The organism is Micromonospora haikouensis (assembly GCF_900091595.1).
Lineage (GTDB): Bacteria > Actinomycetota > Actinomycetes > Mycobacteriales > Micromonosporaceae > Micromonospora > Micromonospora haikouensis.
In genome coordinates this window covers 146,078-164,033 of sequence record NZ_FMCW01000001.1, presented here as the reverse complement: position 1 = coordinate 164,033, position 17,956 = coordinate 146,078, and the positions used below count along the sequence as shown (strand labels likewise).

The following is a 17,956-nucleotide window of genomic DNA, read 5'->3' as shown; positions in this document are numbered from 1 at the left end:
GCTCCGGCCGGCTCCGTCGCGACCCGCCGACCCCAGCAACCCGTCCGGCACCTGGTGCGGCTGTTGTGCGTGTCACGATCGTGCGGCCGGCGGGTGGCGGCGGGGCCAGGATGGCGACGTGAGCCTACGTTTCGTCCTCGACCCCGACCTCACCGCCGAGCTGCGCGCACAGATCGTCGCCCTGTGGGTGGACGTCACCAACGCCGGCGGCGCGGTCGGCTTCGTGCCGCCGGTCACCGCGGCCGACGTCCGACCGGTCGCCGAGGCGACGTTCGCCGGCATCGTCGACGGCCCGGACCGGCTGCTCGTGGGCTACGACGGCGACCGGCCGCAGGCCGTGCTGGTCTTCGCCGACAACCGGTTCGACCTCAAGACCCACTGGTGCGTGCTGAAGCGGGTGATGGTGCACCCGGGCACGCAGGGCCGGGGGTACGGGTCGGCGCTGATGCGGGAGGCGGAACGGCTCGGCCGGAAGCTGGGCCGGGAGGCGCTGCACGTGACCGTGCGGGGCGGGCTGGGGCTGGAGCGGTTCTACACGCGGCTCGGGTACCGGGAGGTGGGCCGGCTGCCGGGCGCGCTGCGGGTCGCCCCGGGCGACGACCGCGACGAGATCCTGATGTGGCTCAACCTCACCGCCGGCAGCCCCGATCCGGGGAAGGCGTCGCGGTAGTCCGATCAATGGCCGGTTGCGGTGCAATCGCGTCGGCGTGTCGCGTAGTGGAGCCAGCCAACATCCCCGCCCGGCCAGGTGGGGACGCCGACGAGACTCCGGGTCAGGTGCGGCAGCCGGCGGCGGGCGCTTCGGCGGCGAGCGGCACGACGGGCGCGTCCGGGGCCGACGGGCTGGATGAGGCCGGGGCGGCCGACGGCGACGGGCGCGGGGACGTCGCGCGGGGCGTCGGCGAGGCGCTGGGCCGGGGCGACGCCGAGCGGGCGGCCGGTCGACCGCCGCCGGCCGACGCGCCGCCGCCGTACATCCTGACCGTGCCGCGCTGGACCTGCCCGGGTGCCAGCCGGACGCCACCGGCGGTGACGCGGTGGCCGTAGACGTCGGTGACCCGGATCGAGTACGGGCCGGGGCCGACGCCGGACTCGACCAGCCAGTAGTTGTAGTCCTGCCGGGCGGCGGCCCGCCACCCGCCCGAGTCGCCCTGGCGCACCTCCACGGCGCGCAGCGGGTTGCCGTGGTCGGCGACCAGCACGGCGAACCAGTACCGCGAGGCGCCCTCCTTGATCCGGAACGTGAGCGGGCCGGGCAGCGGCGGGTCGACCACCGCGCGGTAGCTGACGGAGACGATGCCCTGCACCGGGTCGGCGATCCGCGCGAACGCCTCGCGCGAGAGGTCCAGGTGACCGGGTGCGCACTCGGGGCACTGGTCCATGACGAGGACACGGACCGTGCCCTGCGGGCCCGTCACGTCGAGGTGGCCCCCGCAGGCCGCGCCGGCGGCGTACTCCGACGGGCCGAGCGCCACGTAGAGCCGGTTCGCCGGGGCGCTCGGGTAGGAGCAGTTGCCGCCGGCGCCCTTGGAGTCGTAGAAGGTGGCCTTGCCCTTGTGGACGGTCCCGCCGACCGGCGGCGCGGCGGCGACCGGCGCGGCGACACCGAGCGGGACGGCGGCGGGCGGGGCGGCGCAGGCCGGGGTGGCCCCGGCGCGCAGGGCGAGGGTCAGGCCGAGGACGCCGGCGAGGACGGCCACCCCACCGGCGGCGAGCCAGCGGGACCGGCCGGGACGCGGGGCGCGGCGGCGGCCGGGGCCGCCGGCGGGCTGGGGGGCGTCCGGGGGCGCGCTTCCGTCGGTCACGCCGGTCGATGCTGCCGGACCCCCGGCGTCGGGGACAAGCCGGCTAAGCCAAAGCTAAGACGCCGGGCGTCACCAGGCGGCCCCGATGCCGTCGCCCGGATACCAGTGCCGGGCCGGGGTCTCCCGGTACGCGAGGAACCGCCGGCCGGTGCGTTCGGCGTGCTCGGCGAGGACGTTCGTGGCGGTGACGTTGTCGGTGAGCAGCAGCGCGCCGGGGGCCAGCTTCGGCTCGACGGCGTCGAACTCGCGCTTCTCGTGGGCGCGGCTGTGGTCGCTGTCGTGCAGGAAGAGGTCGACGGGCCGGTCGAGCGCGCCGATCGAGGCGACGGAGTCCCCGACCACCAGGTCGACGACCTCGGACCAGGGTGCGGTGCGGGCCAGGTAGCCGGCCTCGGGGTTGATGTCCAGCGAGGTGACCCGGCCGGGGTGGCCCTCGGCGGCGTTGCGCAGCAGGGCCGCCGCCAGCACGCAGCTGCCCAGCCCCTTGTCGACGCCGGTCTCCACGACGTGGGCGGGGCGGGCGGCGCGGACCATCGCGTACCAGCCGATCCGGCGGGCGTAGCGGACCTGGCGGTCGGCCAGGCCCCGGCGGGCCGCCTCCGCGGTGGCCCGCTCGATGTGCCGGCGCAGCTCGTCGTCGCCCTCGATCTCGGCGAACCAGCCGCGCACCCGGCCCACCGGCACGTCGCAGACGACGCTGACGAACCAGGACAGGTGGTGCCGGCTCAGCGTGGTCAGCTCGTACGTGTAGTTGTGGTGCTCCCGGGAGGTGACCAGCCAGCGGGCGGAGGCGCGCAGCACCTTGGCGTCGTACCGGGCCACCCGGGCGAGCCGCCTGGGGAAGGCGGCGACCGGGGCGAACCGGGTGCGGGCGACGGCCCGCCGGAGCTTCGTTGCGTCCACGGGAGGGTTGTACCAGGTCCGGGGAAACAACGGGTGGCGAACTTCACCCTCGCCCCGGCCCGGACCGGCCGGTACGGGCACGTGCGGGGCGCGACGCGTCGATAGCATCGCCGCCATGTCCCGTCCCGAGCAGGTGGCCGCACCGACCCCGGGCGGCCCGCCCGACCCGCCCGCCGCAGCGTCCACGCCGGAGGGTGCCGGGGCACGCCCGAAGCGCCGCCGGTGGGGGCGGATCGCGCTGGTCGCGGTGCTCGCCGTGGTGCTGCTGGGCGCGGGTGGCACGGTCGCCGGGGCGTTGTGGCTGCGGTCGGTGGAGCGGGGCGTCGACCGGGTCGACGCGTTCGCCGAGGTGCCGGAGCAGGAGCGGCCGGCGGCGGTGGCCCGGGGTGCGCTGAACATCATGGTCCTGGGCAGCGACTCGCGGGACCCGGACGGCACCGGGGGGTCGCGCACCGACACGATCATCGTGGCGCACCTGCCGAAGGACCGGTCGAGCGCGGAGCTGATCTCGATCCCCCGGGACACCTGGGTCCCGGTCCCCCGCTCGGCCGACGGCCGGCACGGCGGCCGGGAGGCGAAGATCAACGCCGCGTACGCCTGGGGCGGGGTGCCGCTGATGGTGCGGACGGTGGAGCAGTTCACCGGCGTCCGCATCGACCACGTGGTGCTCGTCGACTTCGCGGGGTTCCGGGAGATCATCGACGCCCTCGGCGGGGTCGAGATCACCTCGGAGAAGACGTTCACCTCCATCCACCCGCCGTTCCGCACCTTCCGGCAGGGGCCGCAGCTCATGGACGGCCAGACGGCGCTGGACTACGCCCGGCAGCGCAAGCAGTTCGCCGACGGCGACTTCGCCCGGATCCGGCACCAGCAGCAGGTCATCAAGGCGATCCTCGACCGGGCCGCGTCCGGCGGCATCCTCGCCAACCCCAGCCGGCTCAACGCGTTCGTGCGGGCCACGTCGGATTCGGTCTCCGTCGACCGGGGCATGTCGCTGCTGGACATGGCGACCCAGCTGCGCGGGTTGCGCGGCGGCAACCTGTTCTTCTTCACCTCGCCCAGCCGGGGCACGGGCACCGTCGGCAGCGAGAGCGTCGTCTTCGCCGACGACCGCCGGGCGCGCACCCTCTACGACGCCGTCCGCCGCGACGCCGTCAAGGAGATCGTCGCCGCCGGCTCGTGACGCCGCCAGGAGCCCGGGCTGGGCGGCCGGGGAACGTCGGACCCGGTCCGTAGGCTGCCGCCCATGCCCGACGACGACCTGCCCCGGCTGCTGGCCGCGCTGCCCGCCGGAAAGCTGCCCCCCGGCCGCCTGATCACGCCGCAGGCGGGCGGGCCGCCACGCTACTGGCTGAGCGACGCACCGGCCGAGCCCGCGCTGTGGGCGCAGTTCCGGCGCAACCACCCCGGCACGGGGCTGTGGCCGCTGCTGCTGAGCGGCCTGGGCGGCCAGCCGCACCGCCCCTGGGTCGACGGGGAGGTGGCCCCGGCCCGCCGGCCGCCACGGGGCGGGGACGACCCGGCGGAGCTGCTGGCGCACTGGTGGGACGGCTGCGTGTCCGAGGACGACGACCCCGAGCTGGCCGAGGCCACCGCCCCGTTCGGCCGGCGCTGGCCCGGCCTGGCCGCGCCCGGCGAGCCGGAGGAACCGGTCGGCGACGTCGCCGACGACCTGGTGGACTTCCTGCTCAGCGACACCGAATACCTCGGGGAGACCCGGCTGGGGCTGGTGCCGGCCGCCGGCGGCGCGGACGCGCCGGCCGCCACCGGCTGGACGGGGCCGGTGCACCACCTCGACTCCGGCGGCCAGCTCACGGCGGTGCTGCGCAGCTGGGCGGAGCGCTTCGGCGCGCTGGTGATCGGGGTCGGCTTCGACACCCTCCACCTCAGCGTGGCCGCCCCGCCCACCACGCCCGAGCACGCCCTGCGCGTCGCCGCCGAGCACCTCGCCTTCTGCCCCGACAACGTCCGGCAGGGCAGCGGCTCGCTGGCCGCGTACGCGCAGGAGATCCGGGGCATGCAGAACTGGTCGTTCTGGTGGGACTGACCGTCGGCGGCCCACGTCCCGCGCGGCGTCAGCCGCCGGTGCGCCGCCGGGCCGCCAGCTCGTCGAGCAGCGCCGCGTGGGCCGGCTTCGGCCGGAAGTCGGCGTCGAAGAGGCAGGCCGCGCCGAAGCCGCGGTGGTAGCCGGGGATCCAGCTGCGGGCGTCGGTGAAGCCCCACACGGTGACCGACGCGCAGGCGGCCACGTCCAGGCAGGCGCGCAGCACCTCCCGGTACACGGCGGCCTGGCGGCGCAGCCCCTCCGCCGTCGCGGGGAGCCGCACCCGCACGTCCAGCTCGGTGACGGCGACGCGCACGCCCAGCGCGGCGAAGCGGCGCAGGTTGCCCCGGACGTCGTCGGGCGGACGCTCGGCGTCCAGGTGCCCCTGGAAGCCCACCCCGTCGACCGGTACGCCGTCGGCCCGCAGCCGCCGCACCAGGTCCAGCAGCGCGTCGGCCTTCGCGGTCCGCCCCTCGGTGCCGTACTCGTTGACGAACAGCCTGGCGTCGGGGTCGGCCTGCCGGGCCCAGCGGAACGCGTCGGCGACGTAGCCGGGGCCGAGCTTGCGCAGCCAGAGGGTGTCGCGCAGGGAGCCGTCCTCGGCGAGCACCTCGTTGACCACGTCCCAGGCCCACACCCGGCCCCGGTAGTGCGCGACGACGGCGGTCACGTGCCGGCGCAGCACCTCCCGCAGCCGCTGCGCCGGCCAGTCCGGGGACACCCAGTCCGGCACGTCGTTGTGCCAGACCAGGGTGTGGCCGTAGACGGCCTGGCCGTTGCGGTGGGCCAGGTCGACGATCTGGTCGCCGCCCGCCCAGGCGTACACGCCGGGCGAGGGCTCCAGGTTGCGCCACTTCATCGCGTTCTCGGCGGTGACCGCGTTGAACTCGGCGGCGAGGACCCCCGGGTAGGCGGGGTCGAGGTTCAGGCCCCTCGGGTCGACGGCCGTGCCGATCAGCGTCCCGGCCGGGGCGAGGCCGCGCAGCGTGCCGGCCGCCGACGGGGTGTAGGCCGGGGCGGACCGGGCGGCCCCGGCCCCGCCCGGGTCCCCGGCGCGGCCGGTGCCGACGGCGGCCATGCCGGCGAGCAGGACGGTGGCGACGACCAGCGCCGCCGCCACCAGCAGGCCGGCGGCGGTGAGCGGGCGCGGCCGGGTCACCGCCGGAACCGGCCGGGGTCGGGTGGGCGCACCGGCCACGGCCCCGGCGGCGGCGTCAGGGTGGGGCAGCGACGCCCGATCGAGGCTCCGGCCGCCGTCACCCACGGGCCCAGGGGGCGGCGGTGAAGTTGCGCCGGGCGCGCTCGGCGTAGATCGCGCGGGGCAGCTCCGGCACCTCCTCGGTGGTGAGCAGGCCGGTCAGCGTGCGGGCCACCGCCGCCGCGTCGCCGGGCACCCGGGGCGTGCGCAGCGCCGCCGGCTGCCCGATCTCGTCGAGGAAGTCGTCGCACTTCTGCTGGTACGGCACGAGGGTGAACGGCACCCCCGCCAGGTAGGCGAAGACGGCCCCGTGCAGCCGCATGTGCAGCCCGAGGTCGCAGCGTTTCATCTCGTCCCAGCAGGCCCGCACGCCGTCGCGGGCGGTGACGACCCGCACGTCGCAGTGCCCCGCGACGGCGGCCCGCAGCCGCTCGCTGACCCGCTCGTCGCCGTGCAGCGGGTGGGTGTTGAACACGAACACGGTGACGTCGACGGGCTCGGCGCGCACCAGCGCGCGTACCCCCTCGACCAGGGTGTCCTCGCGGTGGCGCACGTCGGCGTCGGCGGCCTCGTGGTCGACGCCGAGCAGGGTCACGCCGAGGCGGGCCCGGCCGGTGGGGCGCGGCCGGCGCGGCGGGACCGGCTCGCCGAGCGCCTCGGGCAGCAGGCCGGCGAGGTCACCGGCGGGCACCAGCACGCCCGGGTAGCCGGCCCGTTCGAGGACCTCGGCGGAGGCGATGTCGCGTACGCCGATGAAGGCGACCCGGCGCAGGACGCGCAGCAGCCGGCGCTCGGAGGCGGCGGAGACGAACGGGCCGACGGAGACCCCGACGGCGGCCATCGGGTGCCCGGACACCCCGGAGAACAGCGAGAAGACCTTCTTCTCGCTCAGCGGCCCCATCTCGCGGAACACCGACCCGCCGCCGAAGACCAGCATGGTGGAGCGGCGCAGCAGGGCGGCCTTGTTGAGCACCCAGCCGGCCCGGTCGGCGGTGCCCCGCGAGCGGTACCAGCGCGGGTCCATGCCGGTGCGCTCCGGCGGCAGGTCCACCATGGGTGGTGCGGCGAAGACGGGCTCCTCGGCTCCCCAGTAGACCCGCGTCGCCCAGTCCATGACGATGCAGAACGCGTTGTCGCCGACGTTCTCCATGCCGTAGTAGCCGACGACCAGGGGCCGGCGGGCCACGGCGGCCGGCGCGGGACGGGTGGGTGCCGGTTCAGGACGCACGGGGAGCCTCCCTGCTCAGGCGCCTGCGCAGGTCGCGCCAGGTGGGCAGCGGGGCGTCGCCCACGACGCCCCGCCGGGCGGCGACCCAGAGCAGGCAGCAGAGTACCGCCTCCGCCAGCACGGTCGCCCCGGCGGCACCGCGCACGCCCCACGCCGGGACGGCCACCGCCAGCGCCGCAAGCAGCACCACGGCGCCCACGGCCTGGTACATCACCTTGCGGCGCAGCAGCCCGCCGCTGGTCAGCAGCGCGGCCACGGCGGCGCCGCCGAACCGGAACGGCACCGCCAGCGCCAGCACCGCCAGCACCGGCGCGGCGTCGCGGTATGCCGGGCCGAACACCAGCGGCAGGGCCACCAGGCCGCCGACCGCCACCGCCGCCGCGACGACCGCGCCGAGCGCGACCATCCCGGCGCTGCCCCAGCGGTACGCCAGCAGCACCGCCTCCGCGTCCGAGCCGGCCCAGCGGTGCAGCTTGCCCAGCAGATACTGCTGGTAGACGACCCGGGGCACCAGGTAGACGGCGGTGAGCACGGCCATCGGCACGGCGAGCAGGGCCGCCTCCGCCCCGCCGAGCAGCTCGGCGGCGAGCACCGTGCCGAAGTGGATGCCGAGCAGGTAGCAGACGTTGCCGAGCACGTACGGGGTGGCCGCCCCCAGCAGCTCGCGCGGCCGGGGGCCGGTGTCGACGTCCGCGGGGGCGGCGGGGGCGGCGGGGGCGGTGGCGCGGGCGGTGGGGGCCGGGTGGCCCTCCAGCGGCATCGCGCCGCGCCGGAACTCGCGGGAGGCCAGCAGGCAGGCGGCGACCGTCGCCACGGCGACGACCGCGTACCCGGCCGCCGCAGCGACGACCGACAGCCCGGCCGCCCAGACCGCGCCGGTGACCAGCACCCGGCCCAGGTGGGGGGCCAGCTGGAGGGCGGACAGCCCCCGGTAGTCGCCGCGCAGCTGCCGCACCGCACCGGCCAGGGCGAGCGCCGCCTGGGCCACCACGACGGTGGCGAGCAGGGCCCGCACCGCCGCCGCCGTGGTGTCGGGCAGCTCGGCGGCGCTCCAGGCCAGCACGCCGAGCAGCAGCGCCGCGCATACCGCGCCGGCCAGCCGCAGCGACGGCCCCACCCAGCGGTACGCCCGCGCGCCCTCCTGCCCGAACACCTGCAACCACAGCTCGGACACGCCGAAGACGGCCACCGGAGCGGTCAACGACACCACGGCCAGCACGGCGGTGAACGAGCCGAAGTCCTCCCGGGTGAGCGTGCGGGCGAGCAGGACCTGGCTGCCGAACGCGGCGACGGTGACGCCGGCCTGGCTCAGCCCCAGCAGGCCGACCTGGGCCAGCATGGTGGCTGCCCGCCCGCGCCCGGGCCGTTCTCCCGGCCCGCGCCCGGGCTTCGGGTGCGGCCCGGGGCCGGAGCCCGGCTCCCGCCCGCGCCGCGGTTCGCCGCCGCGCCCGGCGTCAACGGCCGAGGCTGACAAGCCACTTGCCCGTCTCGCTGAGGGTGCGCAGCGCCTTGATGCCCAGCGCCACGCCGGGCGCCCGCGACGGGCGGTACATGTCGACCAGCCGGAACCAGAAGACCAGCCCGCCGAGGCGGCCCCGGGTGATGTTGCCGTCGTGCCGGCGGAACCGGACCACCGGGTGGGGCAGGTGCCGGGGGTGCACGCCGGCGCGCAGCGCCCGCAGCATCAGCTCCACGTCCTCGAAGAGGCGGAAGCTCTCGTCGTACCCGCCGATGTGCTCCAGCACCCGCCGGTCGATGGTGGTGCCGGAGTGCTTGAACGGCAGCCGGGGGCGGGTCAGCACGCCCAGCAGCATGGTGCGCGCCGAAGTGTATTCGGGCAGCCGGATGCGCCGGGAGGCGTCGCCGCGCACCTCGTGGTAGTCGACGTAGACCCAGGCGCCGCCGGTGGCGGTGAGCAGGTCGTGCAGCCGGCCCAGCGCGTCGGCGGAGAGCTCGTCGTCGGAGTCCAGCACCGTGATGTAGCGGCCGGTCGCGGCGCGCAGGGCGACGTTGCGGGCGCGGGCGATGCCGCTCGGCGGCAGGCTGAGCACCCGGACCCGCCGGTCGGCGGACACGCCCGCCTCCGCCAGGACCCGGGTGACCGGGACGGCCGAGCCGTCGTCGACGACGACCAGCTCGAAGTCGCGGTGATGGTTGGCGAGCACGCTGCGCACGGCGTCGATCAGCAGTTCGGCGCGGTCGCGGACCACGATGCAGACCGAGAACGTCGGCACCACGGCCGCGTCGTCGCCCGCGTGCGGTGCCCCGTCCGCGTCCTGCTCACCCTGGACGGACGCCGGCAGTGGATGCCTCATCGAGCCGCCCCTCCTCCCCCCGTTCGACATCGGCCGTGACCGTGTCGTCGCCCGGCGCGCCGCCCAGCGACAGGATCACCAGCTGCCCGAAGAGGAACAGCCACATGAAGTACGGGTACGCCATCGGCTTCTGCGTGAGCCCGAAGAGCACGAAGACCGCGTACAGCACGCCGAGCGCCCAGCGCTGCGCCGGATCGGCGCACCGCCGCCGGACGACGACGTGGAGGCCGGCGACGGTCCCGACGACCGCGACGAGGCCGACGACGCCCCAGACGACGAGGACGCGCAGCAGGTCGTTGTGCATGTCCCACGGCTCGTAGCCGAACCCGAAGAGCCAGACGTCCGGCGTGGACCGGTGCAGGACGCGGGCGACGTCGTTCCAGATGGCACCCCGGCCGTGCATGAACGTGTCGGAGCGCACGTCCAGCGAGCCGACCTCCGTCAGCGCCACCCCGGCCCGCTCCCGGACGGCGTCGCCCGCGAGCGCGACGGCGACCCCGCCGGCCGCGACCAGGCCGGCGGCCACGGCCACGACCCGCCGCCGGCCGACGCGGGTGCGCAGCGTGGCCCGCAGGGCCCCCAGCCGCCGCGCCTCGAAGGCGGCCACGATCACCAGCAGGCAGCCGATGGTGAGCCGGTGCAGCGACACCGCGCCGGTGGCCACGAAGAGGCCGACCAGCGCGTACCGGCGCAGCGGGGTCAGGCGCAGCCGGTCGCCGGGCAGGCGCAGCCGGTCGCCGAGCACATAGCAGAGGAAGACCGAGAACATCAGCAGCCGCCCGAGCGACATCGGGTGGTAGTAGCCCCCCGACGCCCGGCCGATCTTCTGGCCCGGCAGCTCGAAGTAGAACGAGTAGGGCACGACGCCGGCGACCTGGAGCCAGGCCAGCGCGCAATGGCCGACCGCGCCGGCCAGCACGACGGCCGCCACCACGGCCAGGCGGCGGACGGGGAACCGGGCCGGGCGCATCAGCGCCATCCCGATCAGCGCCACCGGGGCGAAGCTGACCAGCAGGCGCACCGCCTCGGCGGGGATCGCCGTGGCGGGGTCGAGCCGCGGGCCGTAGATGGGGTAGCGACGGATGTCGAACAGGGCCAGCAGGTCGGCGCGCGGCCCGGCCGCCAGGTAGCTGAATCCGGAGACGACCAGCAGCAGGGCGAGGGCGAGCAGCATCGCCTGCACGGGGCGCGGCGGCAGCCGGCGGGCCGCGAGGACCGCCGCCGTGAGGGCCGCCAGCATGCAGCCCGCCCCGACGGCGCTGAGCAGGACGCCCAGGTCGACGCCGCCGCCCGCGTCCCGCTCGCCGATGTCGAGCAGGGGCTTGACCGCGATCAGCGCCAGCGCGGCGGTGGCGAGGTGGCCGGCGGCCCGGTCGAGCCGCTCCGGAGCGCCGCCCCCGAGCCGGGTGCCGGGGGCGGTGAGCGGCGCGGGACTGTCCACCTTGTCCAACCGTCGGTAAGGAGCAAAACACCAGGACGATACCAACGCGGGGGCCCCGCCCGCTGACCCCACGGCCGCCCGGCGGGGCGCGCGGGCGGCGCGACCCCGCCTTGCGGCGCGGTGTCCCGTCCGGCAAGCTGGTCAGCCGTGTCGAGCCCCCCACCCCGCCCCGGCCCGATCGGTGTGGTGATCGCCGCCCACGACGAGGCGAACGTCATCGGCGGCTGCCTGGACGCGCTGCTCGCCGACGCGGGCATCGACGCCGGCGTCGAGCTGGACGTCGTCGTGGTGGCCAACGGCTGCACCGACGACACGGCGCGGGTGGCCGCCGCGCGGCCCGGCGTACGCGTGGTGGAGCTGGCCGAGGCGGGCAAGGCGGGCGCGCTGAACGCCGGGGACGCGGTGGTGCGCGGCTTCCCCCGGTTCTATCTGGACGCCGACGTGGTCCTCGGCCCCGGCGCGCTGCCGGCGATGGCCGCCACGCTGACCGCCCCGGTGGACCCGCCGCTGGCCGTGACGCCCCGCCGGGAGATGGTCACCACCGGCCGGCCGCTGCTGGTGCGCGCCTACTACGCGATCAACACCCGGTTGCCGATCTTCGCGGACGCGCTGTTCGGCCGGGGCGTGCTGGGCGTGTCGGCGGCGGGACGGGAGCGCTTCGACCGGTTCCCGGCCGAGATCGCCGACGACCTCTTCCTGGACTCCCGGTTCGCCTCGGCCGAGAAGCGCGAGGTGTCGTCGGTGGCGTCGCTCGTGCAGACCCCCCGGACGCTGCGGGACCTGGTCCGCACGCTGGCCCGGGTGCGGGCCGGCAACGCCATGCTGCGCGCCTCGCATGCCGGGATCCGGCCGTCGGTCCCGTCGTCCTGGCTGCGCGACGTGGTGCTGCCCCGCCCCTGGCTCGCGCCGGCCGCGGTGGTCTACGTGGCCGTCACGCTCGCCGCCGCGCTGCGCGCCCGCCGGCACCCGCGCGGCGCGTGGGGCCGGGACGCCTCGACCCGCTGACCGCCCCGGCGCGACGGCACGGGGCGCGGCCGGCACGGCGGCGCGGCGGGCCTGGAGCGCGCCCGGCGCGGCGGCGGATCAGCGGCGCGATCGGCGCCTCGCCAGCAGCACCACGCCGATCGCGAGCGTGGCGAGCAGGGCGCCGCCGAGCCCCGAGAACAGCACCGTGGGCAGGTTGGACTGCTCCGGTGCCGCCGCCGTGAGCTGCTGCCGGTCGGCCGCGCTCCGCCGGTACGCCTCGGCCAGCTCGTTGCCGTTGCCGCCCCGGGCAACGGCGTCCAGTTGGGACACCGCCGTGGCGTCCCGTCCGGTGAAGTACGCGTCGAGCCCGCGCCGGTAGAGCCGGTCGGCGTCGCCGAGCGTGGGCGCGACCCCGGCCTCGGCGAGCAGCTCCCGGGCGGCGGTGACCGGCACGACGGCCCGGTTGGCCCCGCCCGCCCCGGACCGGTCGTTGGTGAGCACGCCGACGACCCGGCCGGCCGGGTCGAGGGCGACGCCGCCGTGGGAGTAGATGCCGATGTCGTCGCCGATCCGGAACAGCGGCACGGCGCCCTGGCCGGTGTCGGTGGCGGTGACCTGCACGGTCTTCGAGCGCAGCGTGTAGGTGGCGTCGCGGAAGTCGGCGTCGACGGTGTGGTAGCCGGCGACCACCACCACGCCGCCCGGCGTCAGCGCGGCGGCGTCGCCCAGCTCGACGCCGGGCAGGTCGGGCCGGGCGACCTTGACCAGGGCCAGGTCCCCGGCGTCGGCGGCGCGGGTGCGGACCACCTCGCCGGCGATCGCGGGGGTGCCGGTCAGCCCGCCGGTGGCCTGGTTGAGCTGCACGAAGACCTGGCTCGACGGGGGGCGGTCCGGTTCCTTGCCGGTGAACCGGGTGCCGGCCGTCCGCGACCGGACCCAGCCGTCGAGCGCGCCCGGGGTGAGCTTCTTCCCGGCGACGAGGATGCGGCCGAGGGTGTAGAGGGCCCGCTCCCGGGCGACCGGCTCGTCGGGGGCGACGCACTGGCCGTTGGTGAGCACGTGCCCGGCGGGGTCGACCACGAAGCCGCTGCACCGCCGCTGGAACGTGACGGGCGTCGGGTTGAGCAGCGCCCCGGTCCGCCCGTCGCGCAGGTATCCGTTGAAGACGGCCTCGACGAAGACGAGCCCCGGCGCGGCGGTGGCGAGCGCCCGTTCCTGCGCGCTGTAGGGGGCCGCCTGGCTCCACGGGCGGAAGCCGGCGGCGGGGGTGGCGGTCGGGAACGCCCCGGCGGGGCCGGCCGGCGGCGGGGCGTCCGCGCCCCGGGTGACGGCCCAGACGGCGAGCCCGCCGCCCGCGGCGAGCACGGCCAGGGCCAGCGCCGCGACGCCGAGCCGCAGCCCGGTGCGCGGGCGGGGCGGCGGGGACGGCTGGATGCGCCGGGCGGGCGACGCGAACGGGTCGTGCGGCGGCCCGGGGTCGGCGGGCCCGGGGTGGGCGGCCGGCGGGTCCGCCGGTGGGGTCGCGACGACCGGCGAACCGGTGGCGTGCGCCGCCCAGACCGGCGGCGCCCCCGAGCTGGGCGCCCCGGACACGGGCACCCCGGAGCTGGGGATCCCCGAGCCGGGCGGGCCCGAGATCGGGACGCCCGAGGCGGGGACGCCGGAAGCCGGGACGCCCGAGGCAGGGACGCCCGAGGCAGGGACGCCCGAGGCGGGCTGGCCGGAGGCGGGCACGGCCGAGCTGGGCACGCCCGAGGTCGGGGTGGCCGGGGCGACCGGGGTGGTCGCCGGCATCGCCCGGGTGGCCAGGTCGCCGACGGGCTCCAGGTGGGGCGAGCGAAGCGGCATGCCGAGCAGGCCGAAGAGCTTGTCGGCGGCGTTCTCCACCTCGGCCGGATAGGCCACCCAGGGGCGGGCCGCGGCGAAGTCGGCGTTGACGTAGCGGGGGCCGCCCGGGGTCTGCGCGAGGGTGTCCGCCGCGTTGGTGAACGCCTCCCGCCAGGGCTGGTCGGCGGCGGCGGCGCCCTCCAGCACGGCGACGGTCAGCAGCCGGTCCTGACTGTCCACCGCCCACCAGGCGCTGCCGACCTGGCAGACGCCCGACGCCTCGGTGAACCTGTACGGACCTTCCGGCTGCATGCCCCACTCCTCTGTTCACCCGCCGTGCGGATAGTACCGAGGCGGCACGACGCGGGAGGCCGTCGCGGGGTTGCCCCTGAAAGTTTTCATGCATAGGGTCGGGCCATGAATGAAGGAGGCACGGTCGGGGCGTCCGCCGACCGGGTGCTCGACCTCTTCCAGGGCGTCCGGCTCACCCCGACGCAGCGGCGCATCGCGCACAGCCTGGTGCAGCACGCCGCCGCCGCGGCGTACCTCTCGGCGGCCGAGGTGGCCGAGCTGGCCGGCGTCAGCCAGCCGTCGGTGACCCGGTTCGCCGTGGCGCTCGGCCACGACGGCTACCCGGCGCTGCGCCGCCGGCTGCGGGAGCTGACCGGCGCCGCCGGTGCCGGCGAGCCCTCCGGCGGCGGCAACGAACTGCAACGCGCCGTCGGCACCGAGGTGGCCAACCTGGAGCGACTGGCCGGCGAGCTTGCCGACACCGACCGGATCGCCGCCGTCGGCAAGCTGCTCGCCGCGAGCCGCCCCCTGCCGGTGCTCGGGCTGCGGGCCGCCGCGCCGCTGGCGGCGTACTTCGCGTTCTTCGCCGCCAAGGTGCACCCCGACGTGCGGGTGCTCGACGACGGCGGCAGCCTGCTCGCCGACCGCCTGGAGCAGGCCGCGGCGGCCGGCGCGACCGCCCTGCTGGCCTTCGTGCTGCCCCGCTACCCCCGGGAGACCCTCGACGCGCTGGCCGAGGCGCGGGCCGCCGGGCTGACGGTGGTGGCCATCACCGACTCGCCGGTCAGCCCCGCGACCGAGCACGCCGAGGTGGTGCTCCCGGCCGCCGTCGGCACCGACCTCGTGTTCGACCTGCACACCGCACCGATGACCCTGGCGATGGTGGTCCTTCAGGCCATCTGCGACGCCGCGCCCGCCGAGACCCAGCGCCGGCTGGAGGCGTTCGAGTCCTCCGCCGCCCGCCGCCAGTTGTTCCTCGGCTGAGAGGAGAGACGAGATGCCCCAGCCCGTCCGCGCCGCCCGGGGGGCCGCGCTCACCGCCCGGGGGTGGCCGCAGGAGGCCGCCCTGCGGATGCTGATGAACAACCTCGACCCGGAGGTGGCCGAGTGCCCCGACGACCTGGTCGTCTACGGCGGCACCGGGCGGGCGGCGCGGGACTGGCCGTCGTACCACGCGCTGGTGCGCACGCTCACCGACCTGCGCGACGACGAGACGATGCTGGTGCAGTCCGGCCGACCGGTCGGGGTCCTGCGCACCCACGAGTGGGCCCCCCGGGTGCTGCTGGCCAACTCCAACCTGGTCGGCGACTGGGCCACCTGGCCGGAGTTCCGCCGCCTGGAGTCCCTCGGCCTGACCATGTACGGGCAGATGACGGCCGGCTCGTGGATCTACATCGGCACCCAGGGCATCCTCCAGGGCACCTACGAGACGTTCGCCGCCGTCGCCGCGAAGTTCGCCGGCGCCCGCGGCGACGGGCAGCAGCACGGAGACGGCACCCTCGCCGGCACGCTGACCCTCACCGCCGGCTGCGGGGGGATGGGCGGGGCGCAGCCCCTCGCGGTCACCATGAACGGCGGCGCGTGCCTGATCGTCGACGTCGACCGGTCCCGGCTGGACCGCCGGGTGCGCGACCGCTACCTCGACGAGGTCGCCGACTCCCTCGACGACGCCGTCGAGCGGGTGCTCGCCGCGAAGCGGGACCGCCGGGCGCTGTCGGTCGGCGTCGTCGGCAACGCGGCCACGGTCTTCCCCGAGCTGCTGCGCCGGGGCGTGGCGATCGACGTCGTCACCGACCAGACCAGCGCGCACGACCCGCTGTCGTACGTGCCGGAGGGGGTGGAGCTGGCCGACGCGCCCGACTACGCGAAGGCGAAGCCGGCCGAGTTCACCGACCGGGCACGGGCGTCGATGGCGAGGCACGTGGAGGCGATGGTCGGCTTCCTCGACGCCGGCGCGGAGGTCTTCGACTACGGCAACTCGATCCGGGGCGAGGCGCGCCTCGGCGGGTACGAGCGGGCGTTCGACTTCCCCGGCTTCGTGCCGGCGTACATCCGGCCGCTGTTCTGCGAGGGCAAGGGCCCGTTCCGCTGGGCGGCGCTCTCCGGCGACCCGGCCGACATCGCCGCCACCGACCGGGCGATCCTCGACCTGTTCCCCGAGAACGAGTCGCTGGCCCGGTGGATCCGGCTGGCCGGCGAGCGGGTCGCGTTCCAGGGCCTGCCGGCGCGGATCTGCTGGCTCGGCTACGGCGAGCGCGACCGCGCCGGGGTGCGGTTCAACGAGATGGTCGCTTCCGGCGAGCTGTCCGCGCCGGTGGTGATCGGCCGCGACCACCTCGACTGCGGCAGCGTCGCCAGCCCCTACCGGGAGACCGAGGCGATGGCCGACGGCTCCGACGCGATCGCCGACTGGCCGCTGCTCAACGCGCTGGTCAACACGGCCAGCGGGGCGTCCTGGGTGTCCATCCACCACGGCGGCGGGGTCGGCATCGGCCGGTCCATCCACGCCGGCCAGGTCTGCGTCGCCGACGGCACCGCCCTGGCCGGGCAGAAGATCGAACGGGTGCTCACCAACGACCCGGCGATGGGCGTCATCCGGCACGTCGACGCCGGCTACGACGCCGCCCGCGAGGTCGCCGACCGCACCGGCGTCCGCGTCCCGATGGCCGAGGCGCAAGGAGGGGCCCCTTGTTAACGCATTCTGCAGGTGAAGGGCCCCTTCCTAACCACCACCACGGCACCGAGCGGCGGTTCCGGGAGCTGTGGGACGAGATCGCGCCGATCGGGCGTGACGCCGGCAGCGGCGGCTACCTGCGGTACGCGTTCACGGCCCCCGAGCTGGCGCTGCGCGACTGGTTCCGGGCGCAGGCCGACCGCCGGGGCATGCCGGTGACCGTGGACGGCAACGGCAACCTCTTCGCCCGCTGGGGCGAGCCCGACGCGCCGCAGGCGGTGCTGACGGGCAGCCACTTCGACTCGGTGCCGCACGGCGGCGCGTACGACGGGCCGCTCGGCATCGTCAGCGCGTTCCTCGCCGTGGACGAGCTGCGCGCCGCCGGGGTCACCCCGTCCCGGCCCCTCGTGGTGGCCGCGTTCGCCGAGGAGGAGGGGGCCCGGTTCGGCGTACCCTGCCTGGGGTCGAGGCTGCTCACCGGCGCGCTCGACGCCGACCGCGCGGCCGGGCTGCGCGACGCCGACGGGGTGAGCCTGGCCGAGGCGCTGGGCGACCGGCCGGCGGGCCCCCGCCCCGACCTGCTCGGCGGCTGGTCGTGCTTCGTGGAGCTGCACGTCGAGCAGGGCCGCGCGCTGGTCGACCAGGGCGCGCCCGTCGCGGTCGCCAGCGCCATCTGGCCGCACGGCCGCTGGCGCTTCGACTTCCACGGCGAGGGCAACCACGCCGGTACGACCCGGATGGCCGACCGCCGCGACCCCATGCTCACGTACGCGTTCACGGTGCTCGCGGCCAACAAGGAGGCCCGGCTGCGCGGCGCGCACGCCACGGTGGGCCGGGTCCGGGTCGAGCCGAACGCCACCAACGCGATCCCGGCGCGGGTGACCGGCTGGCTGGACGCCCGCGCCGCCGACCCGGAGACCGTCGCCGGCCTGGTCGAGGCGGTCCGGGCGAAGGCCGCCGAGCGGGCCGGCCGCGACGGCACGGAGGTGACGGTGACCGAGGAGTCGGCGACGCCGCTGGTCGGCTTCGACGGCGACCTCGGCGGGCGGCTCGCCGCGCTGCTCGGCGCGCCGGTGCTGCCCACCGGGGCGGGCCACGACGCGGGCGTCCTCGCCGGGCACCTGCCCACGGCGATGCTGTTCGTGCGCAACCCGACCGGGGTGTCGCACTCCCCCGCCGAGGCGGCCACCGACGCCGACTGCGCCGCCGGGGTGACCGCCCTGGCCCGGGTGCTGACGGAGCTGACGTGCCGATGACCGGACAG

15 protein-coding genes are annotated in these 17,956 nt (G+C 76.7%); 7 read left to right on the top strand and 8 right to left on the bottom strand.

The window, feature by feature from the left end; translation table 11 throughout:
- Positions 1-118 precede the first annotated feature (118 nt).
- Positions 119-670, top strand: coding sequence for a GNAT family N-acetyltransferase (locus GA0070558_RS00615; protein ID WP_091274323.1), 552 nt, complete (start codon positions 119-121; stop codon positions 668-670).
- A 103-nt stretch (positions 671-773) separates the two neighbouring features.
- Here the strand turns inward: GA0070558_RS00615 and GA0070558_RS00610 are convergent, their stop codons facing one another.
- Entirely contained in the window at positions 774-1,805 is a 1,032-nt protein-coding gene (locus GA0070558_RS00610) for an expansin EXLX1 family cellulose-binding protein (RefSeq protein WP_091274320.1), read from the bottom strand.
- 69 nt (positions 1,806-1,874) lie between these two features.
- Positions 1,875-2,708: a class I SAM-dependent methyltransferase gene (locus GA0070558_RS00605; RefSeq protein ID WP_091274317.1), complete on the bottom strand. Its 834-nt coding sequence runs from the start codon at positions 2,706-2,708 to the stop codon at positions 1,875-1,877.
- A 115-nt stretch (positions 2,709-2,823) separates the two neighbouring features.
- On the opposite strand from GA0070558_RS00605, the gene GA0070558_RS00600 reads away from it, so the two are divergent.
- Together GA0070558_RS00600 and GA0070558_RS00595 are read left to right on the top strand one after the other, a co-directional pair.
- On the top strand, positions 2,824-3,891 hold the full coding sequence (locus GA0070558_RS00600; RefSeq protein WP_256091669.1) for an LCP family protein: 1,068 nt from the start codon (positions 2,824-2,826) through the stop codon (positions 3,889-3,891).
- Positions 3,892-3,954: 63 nt separating this feature from the next.
- A complete protein-coding gene (locus GA0070558_RS00595; protein WP_091274314.1) occupies positions 3,955-4,755 on the top strand; it encodes a DUF4253 domain-containing protein in 801 nt (266 codons plus the stop codon).
- 28 nt (positions 4,756-4,783) lie between these two features.
- Here the strand turns inward: GA0070558_RS00595 and GA0070558_RS00590 are convergent, their stop codons facing one another.
- From GA0070558_RS00590 to GA0070558_RS32665, 5 genes are all read right to left on the bottom strand, one after another.
- The gene (locus GA0070558_RS00590; protein WP_218106941.1) at positions 4,784-5,911 is read right to left on the bottom strand and encodes an endo-1,4-beta-xylanase; all 1,128 of its coding nucleotides are present in this window, start codon (positions 5,909-5,911) and stop codon (positions 4,784-4,786) included.
- Positions 5,912-6,008: 97 nt separating this feature from the next.
- The gene (locus tag GA0070558_RS00585; protein WP_141722148.1) at positions 6,009-7,178 is read right to left on the bottom strand and encodes a polysaccharide pyruvyl transferase family protein; all 1,170 of its coding nucleotides are present in this window, start codon (positions 7,176-7,178) and stop codon (positions 6,009-6,011) included.
- A complete protein-coding gene (locus GA0070558_RS00580) occupies positions 7,168-8,517 on the bottom strand; it encodes a lipopolysaccharide biosynthesis protein (protein WP_091274307.1) in 1,350 nt (449 codons plus the stop codon). The genes GA0070558_RS00585 and GA0070558_RS00580 overlap by 11 nt, the downstream gene beginning before the upstream one ends.
- 115 nt (positions 8,518-8,632) lie before the next feature.
- Positions 8,633-9,493, bottom strand: coding sequence for a glycosyltransferase family 2 protein (locus tag GA0070558_RS00575; RefSeq protein WP_176734044.1), 861 nt, complete (start codon positions 9,491-9,493; stop codon positions 8,633-8,635).
- Entirely contained in the window at positions 9,459-10,934 is a 1,476-nt protein-coding gene (locus tag GA0070558_RS32665; protein WP_141722147.1) for a hypothetical protein, read from the bottom strand. Before GA0070558_RS32665 ends, GA0070558_RS00575 begins: the two co-directional genes overlap by 35 nt.
- A 147-nt stretch (positions 10,935-11,081) precedes the next feature.
- On the opposite strand from GA0070558_RS32665, the gene GA0070558_RS00565 reads away from it, so the two are divergent.
- Positions 11,082-11,939 (top strand): glycosyltransferase, encoded by an 858-nt coding sequence (locus GA0070558_RS00565; RefSeq protein WP_176734043.1) that lies wholly within the window; start codon positions 11,082-11,084, stop codon positions 11,937-11,939.
- Between the two features lie 78 nt (positions 11,940-12,017).
- On the opposite strand, the gene GA0070558_RS00560 is transcribed toward GA0070558_RS00565, so the two are convergent.
- Positions 12,018-14,039, bottom strand: coding sequence for a trypsin-like peptidase domain-containing protein (locus GA0070558_RS00560; protein ID WP_091274298.1), 2,022 nt, complete (start codon positions 14,037-14,039; stop codon positions 12,018-12,020).
- A 105-nt stretch (positions 14,040-14,144) separates the two neighbouring features.
- Between GA0070558_RS00560 and GA0070558_RS00555 the strand changes: the two genes are divergently transcribed.
- From GA0070558_RS00555 to GA0070558_RS00545, 3 genes are read left to right on the top strand one after another with little or no spacing between them, the layout of a single operon-like run.
- Positions 14,145-15,002: a MurR/RpiR family transcriptional regulator gene (locus tag GA0070558_RS00555; protein ID WP_091274296.1), complete on the top strand. Its 858-nt coding sequence runs from the start codon at positions 14,145-14,147 to the stop codon at positions 15,000-15,002.
- A 13-nt stretch (positions 15,003-15,015) separates the two neighbouring features.
- On the top strand, positions 15,016-16,713 hold the full coding sequence (hutU, locus tag GA0070558_RS00550) for a urocanate hydratase (protein WP_091274293.1): 1,698 nt from the start codon (positions 15,016-15,018) through the stop codon (positions 16,711-16,713).
- Positions 16,707-17,948 carry an allantoate amidohydrolase gene (locus tag GA0070558_RS00545; protein WP_091274291.1) on the top strand — a complete coding sequence of 414 codons (1,242 nt, stop codon included), beginning with the start codon at positions 16,707-16,709 and terminating at the stop codon, positions 17,946-17,948. The genes hutU and GA0070558_RS00545 overlap by 7 nt, the downstream gene beginning before the upstream one ends.
- Positions 17,949-17,956: the final 8 nt, after the last annotated feature.

What these genes read in the sequence shown, in the direction of transcription:
- GA0070558_RS00560 (WP_091274298.1), bottom strand. Translation starts at nt 14,039, where the DNA reads ATGCAGCCGGAAGGTCCGTACAGGTTCACCGAGGCGTCGGGCGTCTGC.
- GA0070558_RS00600 (WP_256091669.1), top strand. Translation starts at nt 2,824, where the DNA reads ATGTCCCGTCCCGAGCAGGTGGCCGCACCGACCCCGGGCGGCCCGCCC.
- GA0070558_RS00580 (WP_091274307.1), bottom strand. Translation starts at nt 8,517, where the DNA reads ATGCTGGCCCAGGTCGGCCTGCTGGGGCTGAGCCAGGCCGGCGTCACC.
- GA0070558_RS00555 (WP_091274296.1), top strand. Translation starts at nt 14,145, where the DNA reads ATGAATGAAGGAGGCACGGTCGGGGCGTCCGCCGACCGGGTGCTCGAC.
- GA0070558_RS00595 (WP_091274314.1), top strand. Translation starts at nt 3,955, where the DNA reads ATGCCCGACGACGACCTGCCCCGGCTGCTGGCCGCGCTGCCCGCCGGA.
- GA0070558_RS00575 (WP_176734044.1), bottom strand. Translation starts at nt 9,493, where the DNA reads ATGAGGCATCCACTGCCGGCGTCCGTCCAGGGTGAGCAGGACGCGGAC.
- hutU (WP_091274293.1), top strand. Translation starts at nt 15,016, where the DNA reads ATGCCCCAGCCCGTCCGCGCCGCCCGGGGGGCCGCGCTCACCGCCCGG.